The organism is Pseudoalteromonas sp. LC2018020214, assembly GCF_016598755.1.
Taxonomy (GTDB): Bacteria; Pseudomonadota; Gammaproteobacteria; order Enterobacterales; family Alteromonadaceae; genus Pseudoalteromonas; species Pseudoalteromonas distincta.
Genome location: NZ_CP066804.1, coordinates 1609260 through 1631183, shown reverse-complemented (window position 1 = coordinate 1631183; position 21924 = coordinate 1609260). Strand labels below are relative to the sequence as shown.

Genomic DNA, 21924 nt, shown 5'->3' with positions numbered 1-21924 from the left:
TTTAACAATGAATAACCCAGGAAAAACAGTAGAATGCCCGTCTTGCCAAGCCGAATTTTTAGAAAGTAGAGCGTATAAGCTCGACTATGAATACCTACGTGAGTACTGCTATTGTCCCTCTTGTAATAAAAAGTTAACAGTAGAGCTTAAAGGTCCGTCTATAAGAAAATTTCACTATATAACAGCAGCTGTAGGAATTTGCACTTATTTAATAGCCTGGTTTTTAATAAACCAATTAGTGTTGCAAACAACTTTTTTTGGAAACTTTAATCCCAGCTCTTTACTTGCGATATTAATGGCTGTGTTTGCTACCTCAAAATATAGACTTAATAACTTCCCATATATTGCTTTAAAAGTAGAAGCATAGAGCCTTATGCAACTAAAACCATTCGTAGAAAACTTAACACCCAAACACAGCTTTTAGGGAAAGCACACTGAAGACTTTGATTGTTCATTGCAAAAAGAAGTTAAAAACTGGCTAGAGCATATCAAAGTACTTTCCCACCTAAAGTAGTGATCTCTATTTGGTACTCATAAACGAAAAACGCCTCTTTTAGTGGCGTTCTGATTCGTTAAACTCTTTTCGATAGTAACGTTTTTGATAGTTTTTTACTTTAGTGTGTACACCTTTGCTTAAGCTTTTAAATTTAGCTTCGAGTACGTCTACACCGTATAAAATACCCACCACCAGAACAGAGAGTTTAATAGCTGCGCCTAAGTTTTCGGTCGCTATCATAACGCCTATTGATGCAAGCACCCAGATGGTTGCAGCAGAGGTTACGCCAACTACCGCACCATCTTTTGCGAGCATAACGCCTGCCCCTAAAAAGCCAATACCTGTAATTATTTGCCCCACTACACGAGAATGATCTATTACATCCCCTTGTAAATTAAACGCAGTGGATAAAAACAAATACGTGCCCAGCGTTATTAGGGCTGATGTACGAATGCCTACAGGTTTGCCGCGCAACTGGCGCTCTATACCAATAATAGCACCGCAAAAAGCCGCAGTACCAATAGCTGCCCACGAATACGGGGCTACATCAATTAAATCTAAAAAAGTCACTGTTAACCTTATATTTTATTAGCTATAGCCACCGCCGTTCTTAAACGTTGGCTACCAAACGCTGACATTTTACTAAAATCACTTCGTGCAATAGGTACATATTGGCAATCTATTGCGAGCTGTTTATCGTTACCGGGCTCACAAAATGGGTCGTGAACATACACGCAGTGCTCATCAAGGTGCGTAACACACACCCAGTGTGGCGATTTTTTACCATCAAAACTGTATGTACTAATTAATAACAGCACACTAAAGCCTTTACTTAACCACTGCTCAATATGTTCAAGCTCTACATCTTTATACGTAAGCGGTATATTTGCCTGTGCAATACCATCTACAAATTGCTGATGCACTGTGGCAAGTACCACTTTTTTGTTTTCGTTGCGTACGCCATCTAAAAACAAAGGCTCTGTGGTATTAACCATTACTTCGCTTTTAAAATCACGCTTATTAGCGGCAAGTGCCAAACCAAACGGATGGCAACCACCATGACCCGATGTCATAAAAATGGTGGTACCTTCACGCCAAAGTGCCAGCTCATGTGATTGGCTAAGCTCAGTTGTTGGCTCAAGTGCACCCATTGCCATTAATAGCGCAGCAGGCCCACAAGTAAACTCGGTAGTTTGCTGATACCACGGCGTTAAACGCGCCACTTTTAACTCACTTGTTTGTCGAATGTTTTTTTGCATTCGTAGTGCGTCACTGTGGTCATCGTAATAATCGCTATATTGACCAAACACTCTGTAACCTAAGCTTTTATAAAGCCCAATTGCACCTTCGTTATTTACAGCCACTTCTAAACGAAGGTAAATACGCCCACGCTCACACGTTTCTTTTTCAAGGCTAGTAAGTAATGCTTTTGCAACGCCCTTACCTTGCATTGTGGGTAAAACAGCAAGCGAATATAAACGTGCTAAACGCGTCCCTTTATGGCACCACACTAACCCGTAACCACATAGTTGCTCGCCATTTTGGGCAACGAGCAAAATGCCGTGCTTAGCACTAAGCCAGCGCTTTAAACTGCGCGGGCTAAGTTTGTCGTTATTAAAGCAAGCGTTTTCAACGTCAATCAGTGCATTTAAATCACTACTAAGCGCCTTTCGAATAACAAGGTTGCTCATGTTATTACCCACGGCCTCGTGCTTCTAAGCGTTGTTTAAACTCATCCATAATGATCATGTATAGCTCGTCGCCTAAATAGCCGTCTTCTACTTTGTGATCAATACTTGGGTTGTCGTTTACTTCAAGCACGTATGCTTTGCCTTGATGCTCTTTAACATCTACGCCATATAAACCCCTACCCACTGTTTTACATGCTTTTAATGCTGCATCTAACACCGCTTTTGGTAACTCAAAGGTTGGCAAGGTTTCAAAGCCACCAGAGAAAAACCGTTTAGCGTCGTGGTTATAAATTTGCCAATGGTTACGCGCCATTAAATAGCGGCATGCATAAATTGCACGGCCATTTAACACACCCACTCGCCAATCGTATTCGGTATACATGTACTCTTGTGCAAGCACTAATGCGCTAAACTCAAACAGCTCTGTAAGCTTAGCTGCTAGCTCATCACGGTTTGAAACTTTAAACACACCTTTTGAAAAGGACCCTTCAGGCATTTTTAAAACAAGCGGATACGTAAACGCTTCTTCTAATTGCTCAAGCGTTTCATTTGCTTGATCAGCCACTACAAGCGTTTTTAAACTTGGCACTTTTTGATAATTAAATGCATCGTGTAAATACACTTTATTACAACAACGTAAAATAGACTCAGCATCGTCAATAACCACTAAACCCAGGCTTTGCGCTTTGCTCGCAAGGCGATACGTTGGATGGTCAATCGCTGTAGTTTGGCGAATAAATAACGCATCAAACTGGGCAATGTTATCAATTTCGTCAAAGCTTAATGCTTGTGCATAAATACCGTGTTTAGCCGCAGCTTTAATAAAGCGTGCGATGGCGTCTTTGTCACTCGGTGGTACTTTTTCGTTATGATCAACAAGTATTGCCATGTCCCATCTAAAACGACGTTGCACAGAACTAATACGCCACTGCGTTTTAGTAAAGTTATCTAGCTTTGCTACAAATTCACTGTACTGCTGCTCGCTTAAAGACGACATCGAGCCTTGTTGCAATAAGCCTTGTTCATCAACAAATAAAATAGGTGCTGGGTATTGTTTAAATACCGACTTTGCTGCTTTTGATTGTAAATCGTTTTGGGCATTACCAAAGTAAAGTGTGCCATCTATTCGGCCCACATTTAACATAGGAGCTTGGCCACTACGAAGAGCATTAATGGTTTTTACACTGGGTAAAACTTGGTGCTTGCGCGCCTCTGCAAGTAATGAGCAATAGTAACCTTTGCTCAAGTATTGGCTTGAGTCGCACAGATTAATAATGCGTGTTTTTGGTTCGTTATGTTTTGGGTAATCACGTAAGTAGGTATTAAACGTAATTACATTTTCGAACGATTGAGCAAGCGTTTGCTCGTTGTTATCAACCACAATTAAGGTTTTAAACACGACTTTTCCTAGTTAAGTCAAAATATAAAAAGCATGCTTAGTAAAATACTAAGCATTATAAATAGAAACACCCATCGTACTAAGTGGGCATTGCGCGAATCACTTAATATGATGGGTGCTTTAACAGGTACCTACTGTACGAGTTAGCGCTTAAATTGCTTAAGCGACATGTGCTTTATATGCCCTTTTTTAAAAACGCACAAACGAGATATTTTTAGCGTGAAGATAAAAAATATTGATTAACTAATAACGCAGATTAAAATACGCAAAACAATACCTTATGAGAGTTAAAAATGTCGCTGCCTGCTTGCCCAAAATGCCAATGTGAATATGTTTACGAAGACCAACAACTGCTTATTTGCCCCGAGTGCGCCCATGAGTGGAACCCAAATAATACAAACGATGAAGACGCTATTTTAGTTAAAGATGCCAACGGCACATTACTTAATGATGGCGATAAAGTGACAGTAGCCAAAGATTTAAAAATTAAAGGCAGCTCGCAAGTAATTAAAATTGGCACCAAAGCGGTAGTTAGAAGAGTGCTTGATAAAAAAGATCACGAGCTTGATTGTAAAGTAGAAGGCATTGGCGAAATGATGGTAACAGCGAAGTTTGTGAAAAAAGCTACCTAAAATTGGATATTTAAAATATAGGATGTTAGATGAAAAATCATAAAAATAAATTCATCCAAGCCTTATGGTCTGTTATTGAAGCTTATTATTAGTGCGTGTAATAGATTTTGTTTAACTGCTATTAGTTAGTGTATATCTAAAGGTCCACCTACATTTAATAAGGTGAATTATCGCTTAGGTGTGTTTAAGCATTTAACCTCCTCACCTTAATGAGGAGGTATCTCTTGAACTGATCAGTTTACATTTCAGTTAAAGTGCTTTTTAAGCTTTGATTACCCAGTAAAGAAATCAAATACGTTACCAAGTGTTGATGATGAACCTTTATAAAATTCAGTAAAACTACATCGACTGCATGTCACAGCGGTGTACTTTTTATTTTGAACATCAAAAATTCTTGACCAAAAGCCACCCGAAACTCTTATTTCACCGGTATCAAATTCGTTATTAATACACTTAGAGCAAGACCAATTGTTATGTCTCATATTTCAACCTCCATATTCTTTATGTACGGTATATTAAACACTTAACGAACGTGTGTAGCAATTTTTTTAATAAACAAACCATAATTTAGTTCTTATATTGGTTAAGTTGGGATTTTGATAGATGGTTAGAAGAGATGTTTGGATGGCTTTTTAATAATTGCTTTTTATAATAATTAGTATGGGGGTCATACTAATTTCACTCAGGGATTACCTACTTGTTAGCTGTATATTGTGTTAGCAGCAAAAATTTTCGTAAGTCTCGTTCTTGTCTCATTACGTGCAAAATATATACTTTATTGTTATCTTTTTTGTAAAATATACGACAAGGATTCACGACCAGTTCAAGATAATTTAGGTTAGCTAACTCAATTGGTTTTTTACCTGATTCAGGAAAGGGTTCGAGACGTTCAACTTTTTCAAATATTTTGGAAACCAATTTTTTCGCTGGCTGCAAATTGCTTAATGCGATATATTCAGCAATATCGTTAAGATCACCCAAAGCTGGATTAGTCCAGATTATTTCAGCCATTTATTCATTTTATCTTTAGCTTCAACATTCGACATGGTTTCACCACGACTTATTGCCTGCTCTCCTTTTGCAAGAGACTCAAGAATTTGCATACGCTTTTGCATAAATTCATAATCATCAACATCTACTAGGTATGCAGATGGTTGTCCATGTTCAGTTATCAACACAGGTTCTTTAGAGGAATGAAGTTCAGATAATATCTTCGTTGCTTGACGCTTCAATGTTGTTACTAGTTCTACTCTCATAATAATCCCCAAACAGATGTATCACTATAGTAGCACCGAGTAGCCAACTTGGGAAATACAACTAACGAGGCTATAAAACCACTAAAATCAATTAAAAAGGGAGCTCCTAACGTCAACCCTGCTCATTTTTAAACTATTAGGTACTTCTCATTATATGCCTTTGTACAAATTGAAATACACACCACGTTGCGCTATAAAAGCATATCTGTAGGTTGGATAAATGGCGCAGCCATGCCATCCGACAATTAATTTATGAATATAAATAAGCGATTATTACGTTGGCATAGCTTTGTCAGATGATGTTCTCTTAAAAAACCAAAGCTTTATAAAACCTCTACCACCACATATTCGTGGGCTTTACCTGCAATTGTTAACGTAATTTCATCATCAATCTGTTTATTTAGTAACTGCTTACCCATTGGTGCGCCGGGTGTTACAACAGCAATTGCGTGCTTTTTAACGTTTACTGTTAAACCACCAGCTGCAGGGCCTAAATAAAACCATTTTTGGGCTGCGTTATCATCTTCTAAACATACCAGCGAACCGATAGCTATTTTGTCGGTTGGTTTTTCATTAAAGGCAGGTTCGAACAATTCTATGCTTTTATAGCAATCGTTTACGCGCTGGGCTTGGCCTTGTGCTAAATAAGCGGCTTCGAGCCCTAGAGTATCGTATTTGTTTTCGGCTATGTTTTCTTCATGTGTGGCGGTGTCGTGCGCGGTTTTTGCCGCTACTTTTGCTGTTGTAAGCTGCGCTTCTAGCGCAAAACGAAGATGTTCGATTACGTGGGTTTTATTCATGGGGATTAGTACAATACAGGCTGTAAAAATAAGGTAGCTAGTTTAACATTTTTGCTAGGCTTAAAACCATTGTTTTAAACCCCCGCAAGTTTGGTGGGAATACTAGCGGGGCTTAAATAAGCATTAAACAAGCAAAGAGCCGTTGGTTGGTACAGCTCTTTGCTTGTGTTTTATTAAAAACCTTATGGCATATCTAATAATGTTTGCGTGTGGGCATCTACTTTAACTTCGTAGTTTTTAGCGCTTAAGCCCAATAGCTCCGGCAAGGTTGCCGCTATACAAATAGACGAGAACGTACCCACTACAATGCCGGTAAATAATGCAATAGCAAAGCCTTGCAGTGGTGCACCTGCAAGCAACCAAACGCTCGCAACCGTCGCAAGTGTGGTACCCGACGTTATTAAGGTACGTGTTAGTGTACTTTTAATCGCATTATTAATAATAGTCGCTGGGCTAAGTACATTGTTTGATTGAACACGTAAAAGCTCGCGTACTCTATCCCCTACTATTATTGAGTCGTTAAGTGAGTAACCAATAATAGCCAATAAACTTGCTAGTACGGTTAGATTAAACTCAATTTGTAATAGTGAAAATAACCCAAGTACGAGTATTAAATCGTGCACTAGCGCTACCACAGAGCCAACGGCTAATCGCCATTCAAAACGCACTGCAAGGTAAATCATTACCGCAATCATCGCAGCAAACATTGCTAAACAACCCTGATCAAATAACTCATCGCCCACTTGCGAGCCAATATAAGATGACGATAACACCTGTGCGTTTATATCATCGTTTTGTGTAACAGCGCTTTGCCAATCAAGGCTATTAGCTGTTGTTGATGCACTTGGCGCTTCTCTTAATTGAAAATGACTATTACCTTGCGCGGTTAGCTCAAACTCACCGTTGTGATTTTTAGCAATAAACGATTGAAGCTCTTTTAGTTCAACACTTTGACTGGTTGTAAACTCAGTTAAATAACCGCCGGTAAAATCTAGGCCAAAATTTAGACCTTTTTGCGTAAGCGCAAATACGGATAGCAACACTAAAATGGCACTTAAAAGCATACCCATAAAGCGTAAACGTGTGCCCTTTTCACCTTTCAAAAAATAATTAAGCATGTGCTTTTTCTCCTACTTTTTTACCCATTTTTAAATACAACGTTTGGCTTAATATTTTTGATACGTACACACCTGTAAATACAGACGTTAAAAGCCCCAGTGCGAGTGTAATGGCAAAACCTTTAACGGGCCCATAGCCTATGCCGTATAAGATAAGTGCGGTGATCATGGTGGTTATATTGGCATCAAATATTGTATTTGCGGCTTGTTTATAACCCTCTTGAATAGCTTGATATGGTGCACGACCTTGGCGACGTTCTTCTTTAATGCGTTCAAATATTATTACGTTAGTGTCTACCGCCATACCTATGGTTAGCACCAGGCCTGCAATACCCGGAAGCGTTAACACAACCCCTGGTAATAATGACATTAAGCCCACAAGCGACGTTAAATTTAATATAAGTGCTACGTTTGCAATAAGACCTAAACGGCGATACCAAAGCGCCATAAATGCAAGGGTAATACCCATGCCTAACATAAGCGCGGCTAAGCCATTACTTATGTTTTCTTGGCCGAGGCTTGGCCCTATTGTTTGTTCGTGCACAATTGTCACGGGTGCTGTAAGCGAGCCTGCACGTAGTAACAATGCCAGATCGGCTGCCGCTTGCTGGCTTTTCATATTGGTAATACTAAAACGCGAACTTAAATGCTGAGCAATATTGGCAACATTAATAACTTCGCTTTTTTTAACTACTTCGCCTTTAACGTTTTGTGAATACTCAGAGTAAACCGTCGCCATTGGCTTACCAATATTGGCTTTTGAAAACGCCGACATTGCATCGCCGCCTTGGCCGTCTAGGCTAAGTTGTACAAGTGGTTTACCCCAATCGTCGCGGCCTATGTTTGCATTATTAATATGGTCCCCTGTAAAAATTGGCACAGGATCGAGCTTTATCGTTCCGCCCGATTGCATATTAAATGTTTGCCCGCCAATTTCTTTTAATTGATAAAAACCAAGCGATGCTGTTGCACCAATAATACGCTTAGCTTCGGTTGGATCTTGCACACCCGGTAGCTCTATACGAATGCGGTGCTTACCTTGTTGCTGTGTTACCGCTTCAGTAATGCCTAACTCTTCAATACGTGAACGAAGGGTTGTAAGTGTTTGCCCCATTACTTCTTTATCAAAGCTGCTGCGGCCTTGCTCTGAATAACTAAATTTGGCAGTTTTAACGCTGCCGTTATTGCTTGTTACAACGGCTAAATTAGCAAATCGGCTTTTTAGCTCTTCAATAACAGGGGTTAACTTGTCGGTTGCATTAGGCAATGCGTTTATTTCAAACCCGTGCTGAGTTTGCTGCGCTTTTACGCCATGTGCTTTTTGTTTAATAATGATTGATTTAGCTTGTTGATACGCACTGACTAATTGCTCATCAACGGCTTTATCTAAATCTACGTCTAGTACAAATAGCACACCGCCATTTAAATCAAGGCCCAGCTTTATTGGTGATAAACCAAAATCTTGTAACCATGTAGGGCTGGTTGCATGCTCAACAATTTTTACTTGCGTGTTTGGATATTGCTCTTTTATAGCCGCTTGCGCCTGAGCGCTTTTAGTTGGCTCGTTTAAAAGTACATTAATAGTCGATTGCTTATCTAAACCCTGCTCAACCTCAAGCCCTTGGTTATTCAAAAAAGTAACTAGCGTTTTAGTGCTCGGTAAAGATTGCGTTTCGCTGTGCGGAGCAGCACTGATGTGCAACCACGATTTATTTGGGTATAAATTTGGTAATGCGCTAATAGCTAATAAAACCAATACTATTAGCATGGCTATATAGCTTAATTTGAACTTAGCCGTAGACGGCTTTTTATCTTTTTTAAAACTTAACATGTTGAATCCTTATTGCCAGCAAAGCTAGCAACGTACTTTTTAAAAGCACAATTAATCTGCAGGCTAAAACTTTAAAAGTTAAAACCTAATAAAATTAAATAAGGAAAATTAAGCGTGGTAGGTAGTTACAGCTCTGTAGAGTAAGTTTACGTCTTTCCAGCCACTCAAGCGCGACTTTTTACTATTAGTTACAAGCGTATACCAAGGCTGTATAGGATTAACGGCTCTTGGTGGTAAGAATATATGCCTAACAAGATTTTGAGCAAAAAATTCAAAAACCACATCGTATTCTGGCTCACTTTGAACAGTGTGCAAAAACAATGATGAATTATTGGCTGTTAACCTTGGTTGGTGCGCGTCAAAATCGGTTTGATGCGTTTTTTTATGCTGCGAAGTATCTACAGACTTACTAATAGGCTGTATTTTAGTTAAATCGGCAATATCAGTAAGCGAAACCTGCGTACTAATATTGATATTTAAATTTTGTGAGGCGCCCATAGCATTGCTCTGCACACTAAAAAGTGCAGCAAGTAGCAAAAAGGCAGTTAAAAACACTCTAAATTTAAACATTCACGTTTTAAAACTAAAATAAGGGATGCGTAGTATATAAGGGCTAGTATTTGAAATACAATAGCCTGCTCGTTAATTTAGTTTGATTTTACAACTTAACCTGAGGCGCTGGCGTTGCTTTATTTCGAACCAATTATTTAAAGATTTTTTTGGTAATTTCATTTATAAAATATGTTGCGCTCAAATCTACTACTTCGACAGCATCTCTTTTCCTTACCAAATACAAAAGGAGTAGTTATTTAGGGTTGATTTTAATTTATTACTTGTAGTTTTATTATTCATTTTGCATTCATTTGGTCGTTTTTTTTGGTAAAATAATAAATAAGCCATAAAACTTCGTACTATAAATGGTCAAGTTGCAGCGGCTATACGAAATTAGTATAATTAAATGTAAACAAATAGCTAAATTTTGATTTTCTTAATTATGTTATGGATAGTAAATAAGGCAGGGAAAGTCATTATGGAAAAAAACATATTTAGTAAAATAACCTCAAAATTTTACAACAAAAGCTTAAAGCTAATAAATACCCTAAGTAATGACACTGACCTAAAAAAGCTAATAAACAACAGTGAAATAGTCTCTTTTGATATCTTTGATACAGTAATCCTCAGAAAAGTCTTCGAACCAGCTGATATTTTTACAATAGTTGAGAATTTATATAATGATGAACATAAAAAGCTAGACATAGACTTTAAAAGCATCCGAGGTAATGCCGAGGCAGAAGCAACAAAAATACTAGCTGAGCTAAATGGTACCCAATCCATAGGTTTGGATGAGATATATGCACATATACAAAAAACACAAAACCTAGATAGCAAAGTAATTAACATATTGAAAGCGCTAGAAATCGAAATAGAATTAAAATTTTGTGTCAAAAATGAATATATGCACTCTTTTTATCAATACTGTATTGATAATGGTAAAAAGGTTATTTTCACCTCAGACATGTACTTACCGGAGTACGTGATAAAAAAAATTCTTTACGATAATGGGTATACAAAATTTCACAAATTATTTTTATCCTCTGTAATTCGTAAATCAAAGTCTAAAGGAGGGTTATATCCACATATACTTAAAGACCTATCCTGTAAACCATCTAAGCTTTTACATATTGGCGATTATTACTTCGCCGATGTCATTAACGCAATGAAAGAAGGCATCAAACCTTATTATTACAAAAAAACCAGTGAATATGCGCTTAGCCATCATTCATTTAAAAGACTAAGGCAGCTATACCCTTCTAAACTCTCTATAGAAGAATCTATTTATTTTGCGACTATCATCAACAAAACGTTTACCCAAAGAGATAATAACAACGAGAATATATGGTACGACTTTGGTTATGTATACTGTGGAATAATATATTTTGGCTTAACTCGTTGGTTAACTAGCCAGGTTTTGCATCAAGAAATAGAACATATATTTTTCCTTGCTCGCGACGGCTATATTATGCACAAAGCCTATAGCCTTATGAATCAGGGAGCTAAAACGCCTGTTAGTAAGTATATGTACGCATCAAGACGAGCTATAAACATCCCAACTATATACAATGGAATCGATGAATATTCGATAAAAGTACTATGCCATTTTGTTCCTAATTTGAGCGTCGCTAATTACCTTGATAGAGTTGATATAGATGCAACAAAACATATTAAAAAAATAAAAGAAGTTGGATTTTTTGATCAAAATCATATAATTGACACAGATAACGATAAGGATAAATTAGCAAAACTCTTTCATTTATTAGTTGATGATGTATGCAGTATTGCAGCTGTAGAAAGAGAAAACCTACTAATTTACCTAAATCAAATTGGGTTTATGGATGCCAAAAAAGTCGCGATTGTTGACATTGGGTGGCAAGGGACAATTCAGAACTCATTAAATAAGCTAATGTTATTAGAAAATAATGAAATAGACATTAATGGTTATTACCTAGGCACATTTCAAACTGCTCTGAAATTTGCTGAAAAAGGATTTCCGATGTCAGGTTATATGTGTAACTTTTCAGAACCTAAAAATAATTTTCAGGTCTTATCGGGAGGTGTACATATGCTCGAATTTATTTTTTCGGCACCTCATGGCTCTGTAATAAAATTTGATAAAAAAAATGATGAAGTAATAGCTATATTTGAACCTAATGATTTTTCTAATAACAAATTAGACACAATAAACGAATTTCAAAAAGGAGCTATGGACTTTATTTCTGATTTTATGGCTATTGAAAGAGATTATAAAAAAATAAATATCGCTCCTGAAACGGCTATAAAACCTATATCTAGATTATTAAAAACTCCTACCTATAGCGAGTCTGTGAACTTTGGTAATCTCAAACACTCTGAGTATGTAGGAGCAAATAGCCATGAAAGTTACTTTGCGAAATCGCCTGATCCATTAAAAATGTTTCTTAATCCAATTAAGTTTAAGCAAACCTATAACAAATCATTATGGAAAGCTGGCTTCAGAAAGCGCTACATGAGATATATTCTACCAGAAAACATATACTGCTTTTTCAGAAAGCATTAATTTGGTAACCGTATTTTAATGCTTAAAATTAATATTCAAAAAACTAATACCTTTCCTTGTTTCAATTAACGGCGTTTACTGAACTTATAAGTTATTTTATTTACCCATATACCAACTCTGAGATACTGAATGCGCCCCAGACAAAGCAGTGAAAAACGCCCCGACGCCATGAATTTACGCCAAAGTGTAAAAACACTGTGGCCCTACCTTACAAAATTTAAAGGCCGTGTTTTTATTGCACTTATGGCGCTTATAGGCGCAAAAGGTGCCACGCTTTTAATGCCTTGGGCACTTAAAGAAATTATAGACTCGGTAGATAAGTCGATTAACCCACTGTTAGTTATTCCTGCTTTATTGTTATTGATGTACGGTGCACTGCGTTTTGCCAGCGTATTTTTAGGCGAAATAAGAGATGCTGTATTTTCTCGCGTTACCGAACACGCAATGCGTGATATTGGTTTAAAGGTATTTAAGCATTTGCACTCACTTGAGCTGGCTTTTCATTTAGATAGGCAAACCGGAGGCATTAGTCGCGATATAGAACGCGGTACTAGCGGGTTAAGCTTTTTAATGCGTTTTTTAATGTTTAATATTGTGCCTACTTTGTTTGAAATACTAACTGTTGCGATTATTTTTGGCACGTTGTTTTCTGTTTGGTTTGCGCTGATTACATTATTGGCAGTTGCTATTTATATTACCTTTACGGTGGTTGTTACCCAGTGGAGAAACCGCTTTATTAGAGAAGCAAATGCTGCCGACAATCAAAGTAATACCCGCGCTATAGACAGCCTACTTAATTATGAAACTGTAAAGTATTTTAATAATGAGCAGTTTGAAGCAAAAACGTACGACACCTTTTTAGCAAACTGGGAAAAAGCCCGTTTAAAAAATAGAATGTCGTTGCTCGCCCTCAACTCAGGCCAAGCACTTATTATTGCTTGTGCTATTACCGCGTTAATGTGGTTGGGCTCAACCGAGGTAGTTGCAGGTACACTCTCTATTGGTGAACTTGTGATGATTAACGCGTATATGATTCAATTGTTTTTACCGCTTAACTTTTTAGGTTTTGTGTACCGCGAAATAAGACGCGCGCTAACCGACCTTGAAAATATGCTAGGGCTACTTAACAAAAAACCACAAATAACCGATGCACTTAATGCTAAAGAGCTCAATATTAGCCAAGGTGAAATAACATTTAATAATGTAAGTTTTAGTTACGATGCGCATCGCCCTATTCTTAATAATCTTAGCTTTAATGTTAAAGCAGGCAGCAAAGTAGCCATTGTTGGTGCCAGTGGAGCTGGTAAAAGCTCATTAGCCCGACTGCTGTATCGTTTTTATGATGTAAGCGCCGGTGAAATCAGTATTGATAATCAAGCAATAAACTCAGTTACACTTAATAGTTTACGAACAGCCATTGCAATAGTGCCGCAAGACACCGTGCTGTTTAACACCACGATTCGTGAAAATATAGCTTACGGCAGACCATCAGCAAGCGATGCTGAAATTGATGAAGCCATTGCTATGGCGCATTTAAAAGACTTTATAGGCACACTTGATAAAGGCGATAAAACACTGGTTGGCGAGCGCGGTTTAAAAGTATCCGGCGGCGAAAAACAGCGTATTGCCATTGCCCGCGCCATTTTGAAAAAGTCCCCTATTTTAATTTTTGATGAAGCAACATCTGCACTCGACTCTCATTCTGAGCAAGCAATTCTCGCAGCAATGCGTGAAGTTGCCAGTAACCATACGAGTATTGTTATTGCACATCGTCTTTCTACTATTACCGATGCAGACACCATTATTGTGCTCAAAGCCGGACAAATTATTGAGCAAGGTAAGCACGATGAGTTACTTACACTCGCTGGAGAATACGCCCGTATGTGGGAGCTTCAGCATAAAAAATAAATAGTGTGTAACCCCTTTTAGCTCTTATGCTTTTAAGTATTCGAGCTAAATAAAGCGTTTATAGAACCTATTAGCCTTTCTCTTTTCTCCTAAATTAGTTTTATCGAGCACTGTGGTGATTCACCTCAAAAGATTTGTTTGTCTGATTAATATCAATAACAATCGATAAGTTAAATATTCGTAACAATAAAAATGATTCACTGCTGCTTAAATTCAATCAGTGATACTCAGGAGTAAGTAATGAAAAAGAGTTTAATTGCCGCAGCATTAGCTGCCACATTTATAACCGGTTGTTCAGAGCCGCAAACAACAAAAACAGAAGAGCAACAACCTAAAGTAGCCACTGCAGCAGTGACAGAAAAAGCAGAGTTAGGCAGTTTTGGTGTTGATCTAACAGCTCGTAACGAAGCCATTAAACCAGGCGATGACTTTTTTATGTATGCCAGCGGCACGTGGTATGACAACTACGAAATGCCTGCAGATAAAACCCGCTATGGTGCATTTTCAGGATTAGCTGAGCGAAGCGAAGACGATGTTAAAGCTATTATTGAAGAAATAGCAGCACGCAAAGACTTAAACGCAGAAGAAAAACTCGTTGCTGATTTTTACAATGCGTATATGGATACCGAAACACTTAATAAACTCGGTGTGGCGCCAATCAAGCCATTATTAAGTGAAATTAGTGATATAGCGTCAACCGACGATTTAGCTGAAATGTTTGGTAAGTCTTGGTTAACCGGTAATAAAGCCCCATTTGGCGGCGGCATGTGGTTTAATCGCCTAGACCCTAATAAATATGAAATGTCACTAGGTGCGGGTGGTTTAGGTCTACCAGATCGTTCTTACTACCTTGAAGACGCTGAGCGCTTTGTTAAAACCCGCACAGCTTATGTTGCTCACATTGCTGATATGCTTGAGTTTGCAGGAGTAGAAAACACCGCTGAGCGTGCTCAAGCAATTGTTGATCTTGAAACCAAAATTGCACAAGGTCACTGGCCACGTGAAAAGCGTCGTAATCGCGATTTAACGCTAAACCAAATTGAACGCGCCGATTTAAGCACTGCTTACCCTGGCTTTAACTGGGATTTATACTTTGCGCAAACAGGTTATAAAGTACCTCAGTTAAATGTATCTCAGCCTGAGCCAATAAAAGCGATGATTGAGCTAATCAATCAAGAAGATATTGAAGTATGGAAAGACTACCTAACGTATCACGCTATTAGCGGTAACGCAGGTTTACTATCAGAAGACATATTTAATACTAACTTTGCTTTTTTTGGTAAAGAACTAAACGGACAACAAGAGCCTCGCCCTCGTTGGAAACGTGCAATAAGTCAAATGTCAGGCACAAGTTCGCTTGGTTTTGCTATTGGTAAAATATACGTAGCACGTTACTTCCCTGAATCATCAAAACAACAAATGTCAGAGCTGGTTGAAAACCTTCGTACAGCCCTTGGTGAACGTATTGATAACCTAGAATGGATGGGCGATGAAACTAAAGTAAATGCGCGCGCTAAACTGGCTGCATTTGTACCAAAAATTGGTTACCCCGATGTATGGCAGTCTTATGAAGGTTTAAGCATTACTAAAAACGATTTGATTGGTAATGTGAAAAACATGCGTGAATTTTTTCATGCAGAAAGTGTTGAAAAAGAGCTACAAAAAACAGACCGTAACCGCTGGGGCATGACACCACAACGCGTAAACGCTTACTACAATAGCTCGTTTAATGAAATTGTATTTCCGGCTGCGATATTACAACCGCCGTTTTTCGATCCAAATGCCGATCCGGCTGTAAACTATGGCGGTATTGGCGCTGTAATTGGTCACGAAATGGGTCATGGATTTGACGATCAAGGTTCAAAATCAGACGAAAACGGTGTGCAACGTAACTGGTGGACTGATGCTGACCGCGCTGCATTTGACAAAAAAGCCGAGCAACTGGCTGCGCAGTACAGTAAATACGAGCCAATCGAAGGTAACTTTGTTAATGGTCGAAATAGCCTTGGCGAAAACATTGGTGATGTAGGTGGGCTATCAATGGCTTATCACGCTTATAAGCTAAGTTTAAATGGTAAAGAAGCGCCTGTTATTGACGGCGTTACTGGCGATCAGCGTTTCTTCCTTGCGTGGGCACAAGTATGGAAAGAAAAACGTACTGAGCAAAGCATGCTTAACCAACTTCGTGGTGGCACACATGCCCCAGGTCGCTTTAGAGCACAAGCGCCGCGTAACCACGATGCATGGTACAAAGCGTTTAATGTGAAACCAGGCGATGAGTTATACCTTCCTGAAGATGAGCGTGTACGTATTTGGTAAGTAACACTTACTTTTTATTACTTAGTAAGGCAACCTGTTATACAGGTTGCTTTTTTATTGAATTAAATTTACACATAATAGATATAATTCCAACGTCTAGAACCCTCGATGATCCCATTAATAAAATACAGTTTACATGGCTTTTAAACGTTACCGTTTTAATCTGTTTTAATACTTACTAGCCCTTGAATGCATTTACCTTTAGAATACGCATTATAATTTTATTCTATTATTTACATATATTAAGGCGAAACGCAGATGGGAAGAGCTTACCAAAACAAAAAAGATTCAATGGCTAAGACTGCGGGTGCTAAAACTAAAGTTTATTCTAAGTACGGCAAAGAAATTTATATTTGTGCAAAAAACGGCGGTGTAGATCCAGATGGTAACTTATCATTGCGTCGTTTAATTGAACGCGCTAAAAAAGACCAAGTACCAGCACACGTTATTGACCGCGCAATAGACAAAGCAAAAGGCGGCGGCGGTGAAGACTACGCAGCAACACGTTACGAAGGTTACGGCCCTGGTAACTGTATGATTATTGTTGACTGTTTAACAGACAACAACAAGCGTACCTTTGCTGATGTACGTGTTTGTTTTACCAAAGCAAATGCTAAAATTGGCGCTCAAAACTCTGTTTCACATTTATTTGATCACCTTGCTATTTTTGTATTTGACGGTGATGACGACGAAGCAGTACTTGAAGCTCTTATGATGGCTGATGTTGATGTAACTGACGTAGAAGTAGATGACGGTAAAGTTACTGTTTTTGCTCCTCACACAGAGTACAACAATACACGTACAGCGCTTGAAGAAATGGGCGTGACTGAATTTGACGAAGACCTAATTAGCTTTGTGCCACAAATTGAAACGCCGATTGAAGGCGAAGACGTTGAAGTTATGGAACGCTTTTTAGCAATGTTAGAAGATTGCGACGACGTGCAAAACGTTTACCATAACGCGCAATTCTAAAGAGCGATTTAGTAAGTTAGAACGACTTTAAGCCAACAACTATGTTGGCTTTTTCATTTTTAGAACATGGTATTAATATGAACTCCCTTAAAGAGCTTAAAAGTGGCAAACTTGTTGGTGCTACTCGCCTGCAATTGGTAGAAGAGCTAACGACATTTCCTGAAGAAATTTTTAGTTTAGCTGACACGCTTGAAGTTCTCGATTTATCAAATAATAACTTATCAACACTACCTGATGAATTTGCCTGTTTAACACACCTGAAGCGTGTATTTTTATCGTTTAATCAGTTTAAGCATATTCCTAAAGTGCTCGCTAAATGCCCTGCTTTAATTATGGTCGCGTTTAAAGGTAACCAAATTTCTGAATTTGCTTTAAACAGCCTGCCAAAAAATATTGAGTGGCTGATACTCACCGATAATACGTTAAGCGAATTGCCTGAAGATTTTGGTAATTATACCCAGCTTAAAAAGCTTGCGCTTGCAGGCAATCAACTTAAGCAACTGCCAATTAGCATGGCGCAGTGTAAAAACCTTGAGCTCGTTAGGCTCTCTGCTAATAACTTAACACACGTAGACGACTGGCTGTTTGAATTTCCTAAACTTGCTTGGCTTGCGTTTGCCGGTAACGATTTTAATAAAGCTCAGTGCCTTACAAAAAGCTGCTTAGAAAATAAGCCTCTTAACGATTACACACTTAGTCATGTTATTGGCCAAGGTGCATCGGGCGTTATTCATTTAGCGCAAGCTGTTGATAGAGCTGTAGCGATTAAATTATTTAAAGGCGCAATTACCAGCGACGGCTACCCGCTTGATGAAGTAAATTGCTGCTTACAAGCAGGCGATCACGCTAATTTAATTAAAGTACTTGCCTACATTGAGCAAAGTGATCAGCTAGGTTTAGTAATGGAGCTAATAGATAAAAGCTTTGCTAATTTAGGCCTGCCTCCAAGCCTTGAAACCTGTACGCGTGATACCTTTAATGATGATTGCCATTACTCAACTCACGCTATTTTAAAAATTGCACAGCAAATGGTAAGTACCTTACATCACTTGCATATTTGTAAAGTAAGCCATGGCGACGTGTATGCGCATAACACCATGATAAACAAAGATGCTGATGTATTATTTGGTGATTTTGGTGCAGCCACAAACTTAGCCATGTTAAGTGATTATCAACAAAAGCAAATCGAGTTAATTGAAGTACGTGCATTAGGGTGTTTAATTGAAGACTTATTAGGCACGGTAACTGGCGATGATAGACAAAGTGAGCTCTTTGTTAAAATGTCCGATATGGCAAAATGTGCCATGCAACCTACATTAAATCAAAGACCTACATTTACTGAGTTATTAGCAGAGCTAAAATAAATTTAATATTAATAATATAAGCGAGCAAAATGTAACACCTTGCTCGCTTTTATTTTATGTTTATTCGGATTTTCCGAACTTATTTAGTGCGCTTAAACGGGTAAACCTGTTGTTTAAGCATACCTACGGGCATGTAATCCCCGACTACGCCATACGCTTGTGGCCACTCTTTTTGGCCTTTAACAGCAGTACCAAACACATAATCTAAAAACGAAAAATGTGCAGCGTAATTTCGGTCAATCGCGGCTTTATCTGACGCATGGTGCCAATGGTGAAACTGCGGTGTAACCATAAAGTATTTTAGCCAACCAAATTTCACACGTACATTTGCATGGTTAAACACAGCCTGCAAACCCACAATTATTACGTACAAACTAATTATTTGCTGTGAAAAACCAAGCACAAATATAGGCGTGAGCACTAAGCTGCGCGTTACGAGTATTTCAAGAATATGCTGGCGAGAGCCCGCTAACCAATCCATTTCTTTAGCACTGTGATGTACGCCATGAAAGCGCCATAATAATGGGACTTCGTGATAAGCACGATGCACCCAATACTGCATTAAATCTGCCACAAGTATTATTAAAAACAACTGCACTATAAAGGGTGTTTGCTCTATATAACCTTGTACTGTAGATGATACAGCCCAGCCAAAGCCATAATGCACAAAGTGGTTAGTAACGAGTAATACAAAACCAATAATTAAATGATTTACAAAAAAGTGGTTTAAATCGCCTCGCCATTCGCTACGTAATATTTTTTGCTCTTTTCGATGAGGTAATAACTTTTCAATCACAATAAATATAAGTGTTGAGCCGAGTAAATCTAAAATAAACCAATCAAGCCCTATATAAGGTGTATCAGAAGCAAATTCGTTTACTTCAACGTTTGGTCCGCCAAACATAATTGCCAGAACAATAAAAAACCACGCTGTAGCCCCTAAACGCTTATTGGTATTACGTACAAAGTTAAGTAATCCTAGACTGCCCGAGACCAATAATGATGCAAACATAAGCTGACGTAAAAAGTCGACGCTGTAGCTTTTTCTCAGCTCTGGCGTGGTTAAGTATTCAGGAAAGTGAAACGCTAATACGCCTAAGCAGCTCAGTATTGCTAAAAAGCAGGCTATGTAGCCACTTATGTTGCCCTCACCTATCTGAAGATGATTTGTGCGAAATACTCTTCGCGATAAAGCTCTGATCATTTTTATTATTCCTTGCGTCGTTGAGTTGATTAAATACAACGAAATTCCATTAATTTACACACCCACATATTAACAAAATTTAGGGTATAAAAAATACAAATAGTTCCCTGCTAATTTTGAATTGCAAATATACAGATAAACCAAACGCAAAAAAGCCACGCAATGCGTGGCTTGGTTGGATAAAGCTAAACTTTTACAAGGTCAATTATAAGTACTGACCTAATGCTTTAACTTGGTCTAACATGCGGTTTGAGAAACCCCACTCGTTGTCGTACCAAGCCATTACTTTAACTAGTTTGCCATTGGCTTTAGTTTGCGTTGCATCAAAGATAGACGACGCTGGGTTATGGTTAAAGTCGATAGAAACAAGCGGAAGCTCGTTATATTCTAAAATACTCTTCATTGAACCCGTTGATGCTTCTTTCATGATTGCATTGATTTCTTCTGCAGTCGTATCACGCTTAGTGATAAACGTAAAATCAACTAAAGAAACATTGATTGTAGGTACACGTACCGACATACCATCTAATTTACCAGCAAGTTCTGGTAATACTAAACCAACAGCTGCCGCAGCACCTGTTTTAGTTGGGATCATAGATTGAGTTGCACTACGCGCACGGTATAAATCTGGGTGGTATACGTCAGATAAGTTTTGATCGTTGGTGTAAGCGTGAATAGTCGTCATGCTACCTTGCTCAATACCTACTGTGTCGTTAATTGCTTTTGCAATTGGCGCTAAACAGTTAGTAGTACAAGAAGCGTTAGAAATGATATTGCTATCAGCATTAATTACGTCGCTGTTTACACCATGCACTACTGTTGCATCTAAACCAGTACCTGGAGCAGATACGATTACTTTTTTAGCGCCTGCAGTAATGTGCTTAGCAGCGTCATCACGTTTAGTGAAAAAACCAGTACATTCTAAAACGATATCTACGTTTAGCTCTTTCCACGGTAAGTTTGCAGGGTCACGCTCTTGCGTTAACGTAATTACGTCATCCCCAATTAGCATAGTGTTGTTTTCAAGTGTTACTTTTTTAGAAAATTGACCATGAACTGAGTCATACTGCGTTAAATGTGCATTTACGTTAGCTGGTGCTAAATCGTTAATTGCTACAATTTTAATTTCGCTGTTTTGAGCTGACTCATAAAGTGCACGTAAAACATTTCTACCGATACGGCCGTAACCGTTAATTGCTACATTAATCATTTTAGACTCCTATTTAAGTTCACTTGCTTGGCGAGCAAGCGCTTCAATTGCTTGCCAGTCTTTATTTTCAATTAGTTGTTTATCTAGCATCCACGTACCACCAACACAAATAACGTTGTTAAGCGCTAAATAATTAGGAGCAGTTGCTAGGCTAATGCCGCCAGTTGGGCAAAAAGTAATATGTGGTAATGGGCCACCGATTGATTTAAGCATAGCTGTTCCGCCTGCAGCTTCTGCTGGAAAGAATTTTAAATACTTAAAACCATGCGACGCAAGTTGCATAACTTCACTTGCAGTTGCAGCGCCTGGTAAAAATGGTATATCTGATGTTTTAGCTAAAGCAATAAGCTCATCGCTCACACCTGGACTCACCATAAAATCTGCACCAGCAGCAACCGAAAGATCAAAACTTGCCTTATCTACTACCGTACCAGTACCTACATAGGCTTCAGGTACTTCTGCTTTCATTAGCTTTAAAGCTTCTGCAGCAATGGGTGTACGTAGTGTTATTTCTAAGGCTTTTAAGCCACCGTTGTATAAAGCTCTTGCAAGTGGTGCTGCATCTTCTAATTTTTCGATTACAACCACTGGCACTACGGGTGCCGATGCTAAGATTTTTTCAATACTCAT

At 38.4% G+C, this 21924-nt stretch carries 20 protein-coding genes; 7 read left to right on the top strand and 13 right to left on the bottom strand.

Annotated features, from left to right (window positions below):
* The first annotated feature begins 7 nt into the window (after window positions 1-7).
* Window positions 8-367 (top strand): hypothetical protein, encoded by a 360-nt coding sequence (locus JG479_RS07170; protein ID WP_200220228.1) that lies wholly within the window; start codon window positions 8-10, stop codon window positions 365-367.
* 186 nt (window positions 368-553) lie between these two features.
* On the opposite strand, the gene JG479_RS07165 is transcribed toward JG479_RS07170, so the two are convergent.
* From JG479_RS07165 to JG479_RS07155, 3 genes are read right to left on the bottom strand one after another with little or no spacing between them, the layout of a single operon-like run.
* Window positions 554-1066: an MgtC/SapB family protein gene (locus JG479_RS07165; RefSeq protein ID WP_002960746.1), complete on the bottom strand. Its 513-nt coding sequence runs from the start codon at window positions 1064-1066 to the stop codon at window positions 554-556.
* An 8-nt stretch (window positions 1067-1074) separates the two neighbouring features.
* Window positions 1075-2187 (bottom strand): GNAT family N-acetyltransferase/peptidase C39 family protein, encoded by a 1113-nt coding sequence (locus JG479_RS07160; protein ID WP_200220227.1) that lies wholly within the window; start codon window positions 2185-2187, stop codon window positions 1075-1077.
* A 4-nt stretch (window positions 2188-2191) separates the two neighbouring features.
* Window positions 2192-3586 (bottom strand): RimK family protein, encoded by a 1395-nt coding sequence (locus tag JG479_RS07155; protein ID WP_200220226.1) that lies wholly within the window; start codon window positions 3584-3586, stop codon window positions 2192-2194.
* A gap of 293 nt (window positions 3587-3879) precedes the next feature.
* Here JG479_RS07155 and JG479_RS07150 point away from each other — a divergent pair, with 293 nt between their 5' ends.
* Window positions 3880-4218 (top strand): zinc ribbon domain-containing protein YjdM, encoded by a 339-nt coding sequence (locus JG479_RS07150; protein WP_182748959.1) that lies wholly within the window; start codon window positions 3880-3882, stop codon window positions 4216-4218.
* A 272-nt stretch (window positions 4219-4490) separates the two neighbouring features.
* On the opposite strand, the gene JG479_RS07145 is transcribed toward JG479_RS07150, so the two are convergent.
* From JG479_RS07145 to JG479_RS07115, 7 genes are all read right to left on the bottom strand, one after another.
* Window positions 4491-4700, bottom strand: coding sequence for a zinc ribbon domain-containing protein (locus tag JG479_RS07145; RefSeq protein WP_200220225.1), 210 nt, complete (start codon window positions 4698-4700; stop codon window positions 4491-4493).
* 211 nt (window positions 4701-4911) lie between these two features.
* The gene (locus tag JG479_RS07140) at window positions 4912-5229 is read right to left on the bottom strand and encodes a type II toxin-antitoxin system RelE/ParE family toxin (RefSeq protein ID WP_200220224.1); all 318 of its coding nucleotides are present in this window, start codon (window positions 5227-5229) and stop codon (window positions 4912-4914) included.
* Window positions 5217-5474 carry a type II toxin-antitoxin system Phd/YefM family antitoxin gene (locus JG479_RS07135; protein ID WP_010555056.1) on the bottom strand — a complete coding sequence of 86 codons (258 nt, stop codon included), beginning with the start codon at window positions 5472-5474 and terminating at the stop codon, window positions 5217-5219. Before JG479_RS07135 ends, JG479_RS07140 begins: the two co-directional genes overlap by 13 nt.
* 323 nt (window positions 5475-5797) lie before the next feature.
* Entirely contained in the window at window positions 5798-6274 is a 477-nt protein-coding gene (locus tag JG479_RS07130; protein WP_200220223.1) for a GreA/GreB family elongation factor, read from the bottom strand.
* Between the two features lie 182 nt (window positions 6275-6456).
* A complete protein-coding gene (gene secF / locus JG479_RS07125; protein ID WP_200220222.1) occupies window positions 6457-7392 on the bottom strand; it encodes a protein translocase subunit SecF in 936 nt (311 codons plus the stop codon).
* On the bottom strand, window positions 7385-9223 hold the full coding sequence (secD, locus tag JG479_RS07120; protein WP_200220221.1) for a protein translocase subunit SecD: 1839 nt from the start codon (window positions 9221-9223) through the stop codon (window positions 7385-7387). The genes secF and secD overlap by 8 nt, the downstream gene beginning before the upstream one ends.
* A 108-nt stretch (window positions 9224-9331) precedes the next feature.
* Window positions 9332-9793: a hypothetical protein gene (locus tag JG479_RS07115; RefSeq protein WP_200220220.1), complete on the bottom strand. Its 462-nt coding sequence runs from the start codon at window positions 9791-9793 to the stop codon at window positions 9332-9334.
* A gap of 460 nt (window positions 9794-10253) precedes the next feature.
* Here JG479_RS07115 and JG479_RS07110 point away from each other — a divergent pair, with 460 nt between their 5' ends.
* The 5 genes from JG479_RS07110 to JG479_RS07090 all read left to right on the top strand — a co-directional run bounded on the left by JG479_RS07110 (window position 10254) and on the right by JG479_RS07090 (window position 18880).
* Window positions 10254-12317: an HAD family hydrolase gene (locus JG479_RS07110; protein ID WP_200220219.1), complete on the top strand. Its 2064-nt coding sequence runs from the start codon at window positions 10254-10256 to the stop codon at window positions 12315-12317.
* A gap of 129 nt (window positions 12318-12446) precedes the next feature.
* Window positions 12447-14225 (top strand): ABCB family ABC transporter ATP-binding protein/permease, encoded by a 1779-nt coding sequence (locus JG479_RS07105; protein ID WP_200220218.1) that lies wholly within the window; start codon window positions 12447-12449, stop codon window positions 14223-14225.
* A 240-nt stretch (window positions 14226-14465) separates the two neighbouring features.
* Window positions 14466-16544, top strand: coding sequence for a M13 family metallopeptidase (locus tag JG479_RS07100; protein ID WP_200220217.1), 2079 nt, complete (start codon window positions 14466-14468; stop codon window positions 16542-16544).
* 258 nt (window positions 16545-16802) lie between these two features.
* Window positions 16803-17516, top strand: coding sequence for a YebC/PmpR family DNA-binding transcriptional regulator (locus JG479_RS07095; protein WP_002959761.1), 714 nt, complete (start codon window positions 16803-16805; stop codon window positions 17514-17516).
* Window positions 17517-17557: 41 nt separating this feature from the next.
* On the top strand, window positions 17558-18880 hold the full coding sequence (locus JG479_RS07090; protein WP_234047890.1) for a leucine-rich repeat domain-containing protein: 1323 nt from the start codon (window positions 17558-17560) through the stop codon (window positions 18878-18880).
* Window positions 18881-18959: 79 nt separating this feature from the next.
* Here the strand turns inward: JG479_RS07090 and JG479_RS07085 are convergent, their stop codons facing one another.
* The 3 genes from JG479_RS07085 to eda all read right to left on the bottom strand — a co-directional run bounded on the left by JG479_RS07085 (window position 18960) and on the right by eda (window position 21924).
* A complete protein-coding gene (locus JG479_RS07085; protein WP_200220215.1) occupies window positions 18960-20084 on the bottom strand; it encodes a sterol desaturase family protein in 1125 nt (374 codons plus the stop codon).
* Window positions 20085-20289: 205 nt separating this feature from the next.
* Window positions 20290-21294, bottom strand: a complete 1005-nt coding sequence (gene gap / locus JG479_RS07080; RefSeq protein ID WP_002959757.1) for a type I glyceraldehyde-3-phosphate dehydrogenase — start codon at window positions 21292-21294, stop codon at window positions 20290-20292.
* Window positions 21295-21303: 9 nt separating this feature from the next.
* Window positions 21304-21924, bottom strand: a complete 621-nt coding sequence (gene eda / locus JG479_RS07075; protein WP_200220214.1) for a bifunctional 4-hydroxy-2-oxoglutarate aldolase/2-dehydro-3-deoxy-phosphogluconate aldolase — start codon at window positions 21922-21924, stop codon at window positions 21304-21306.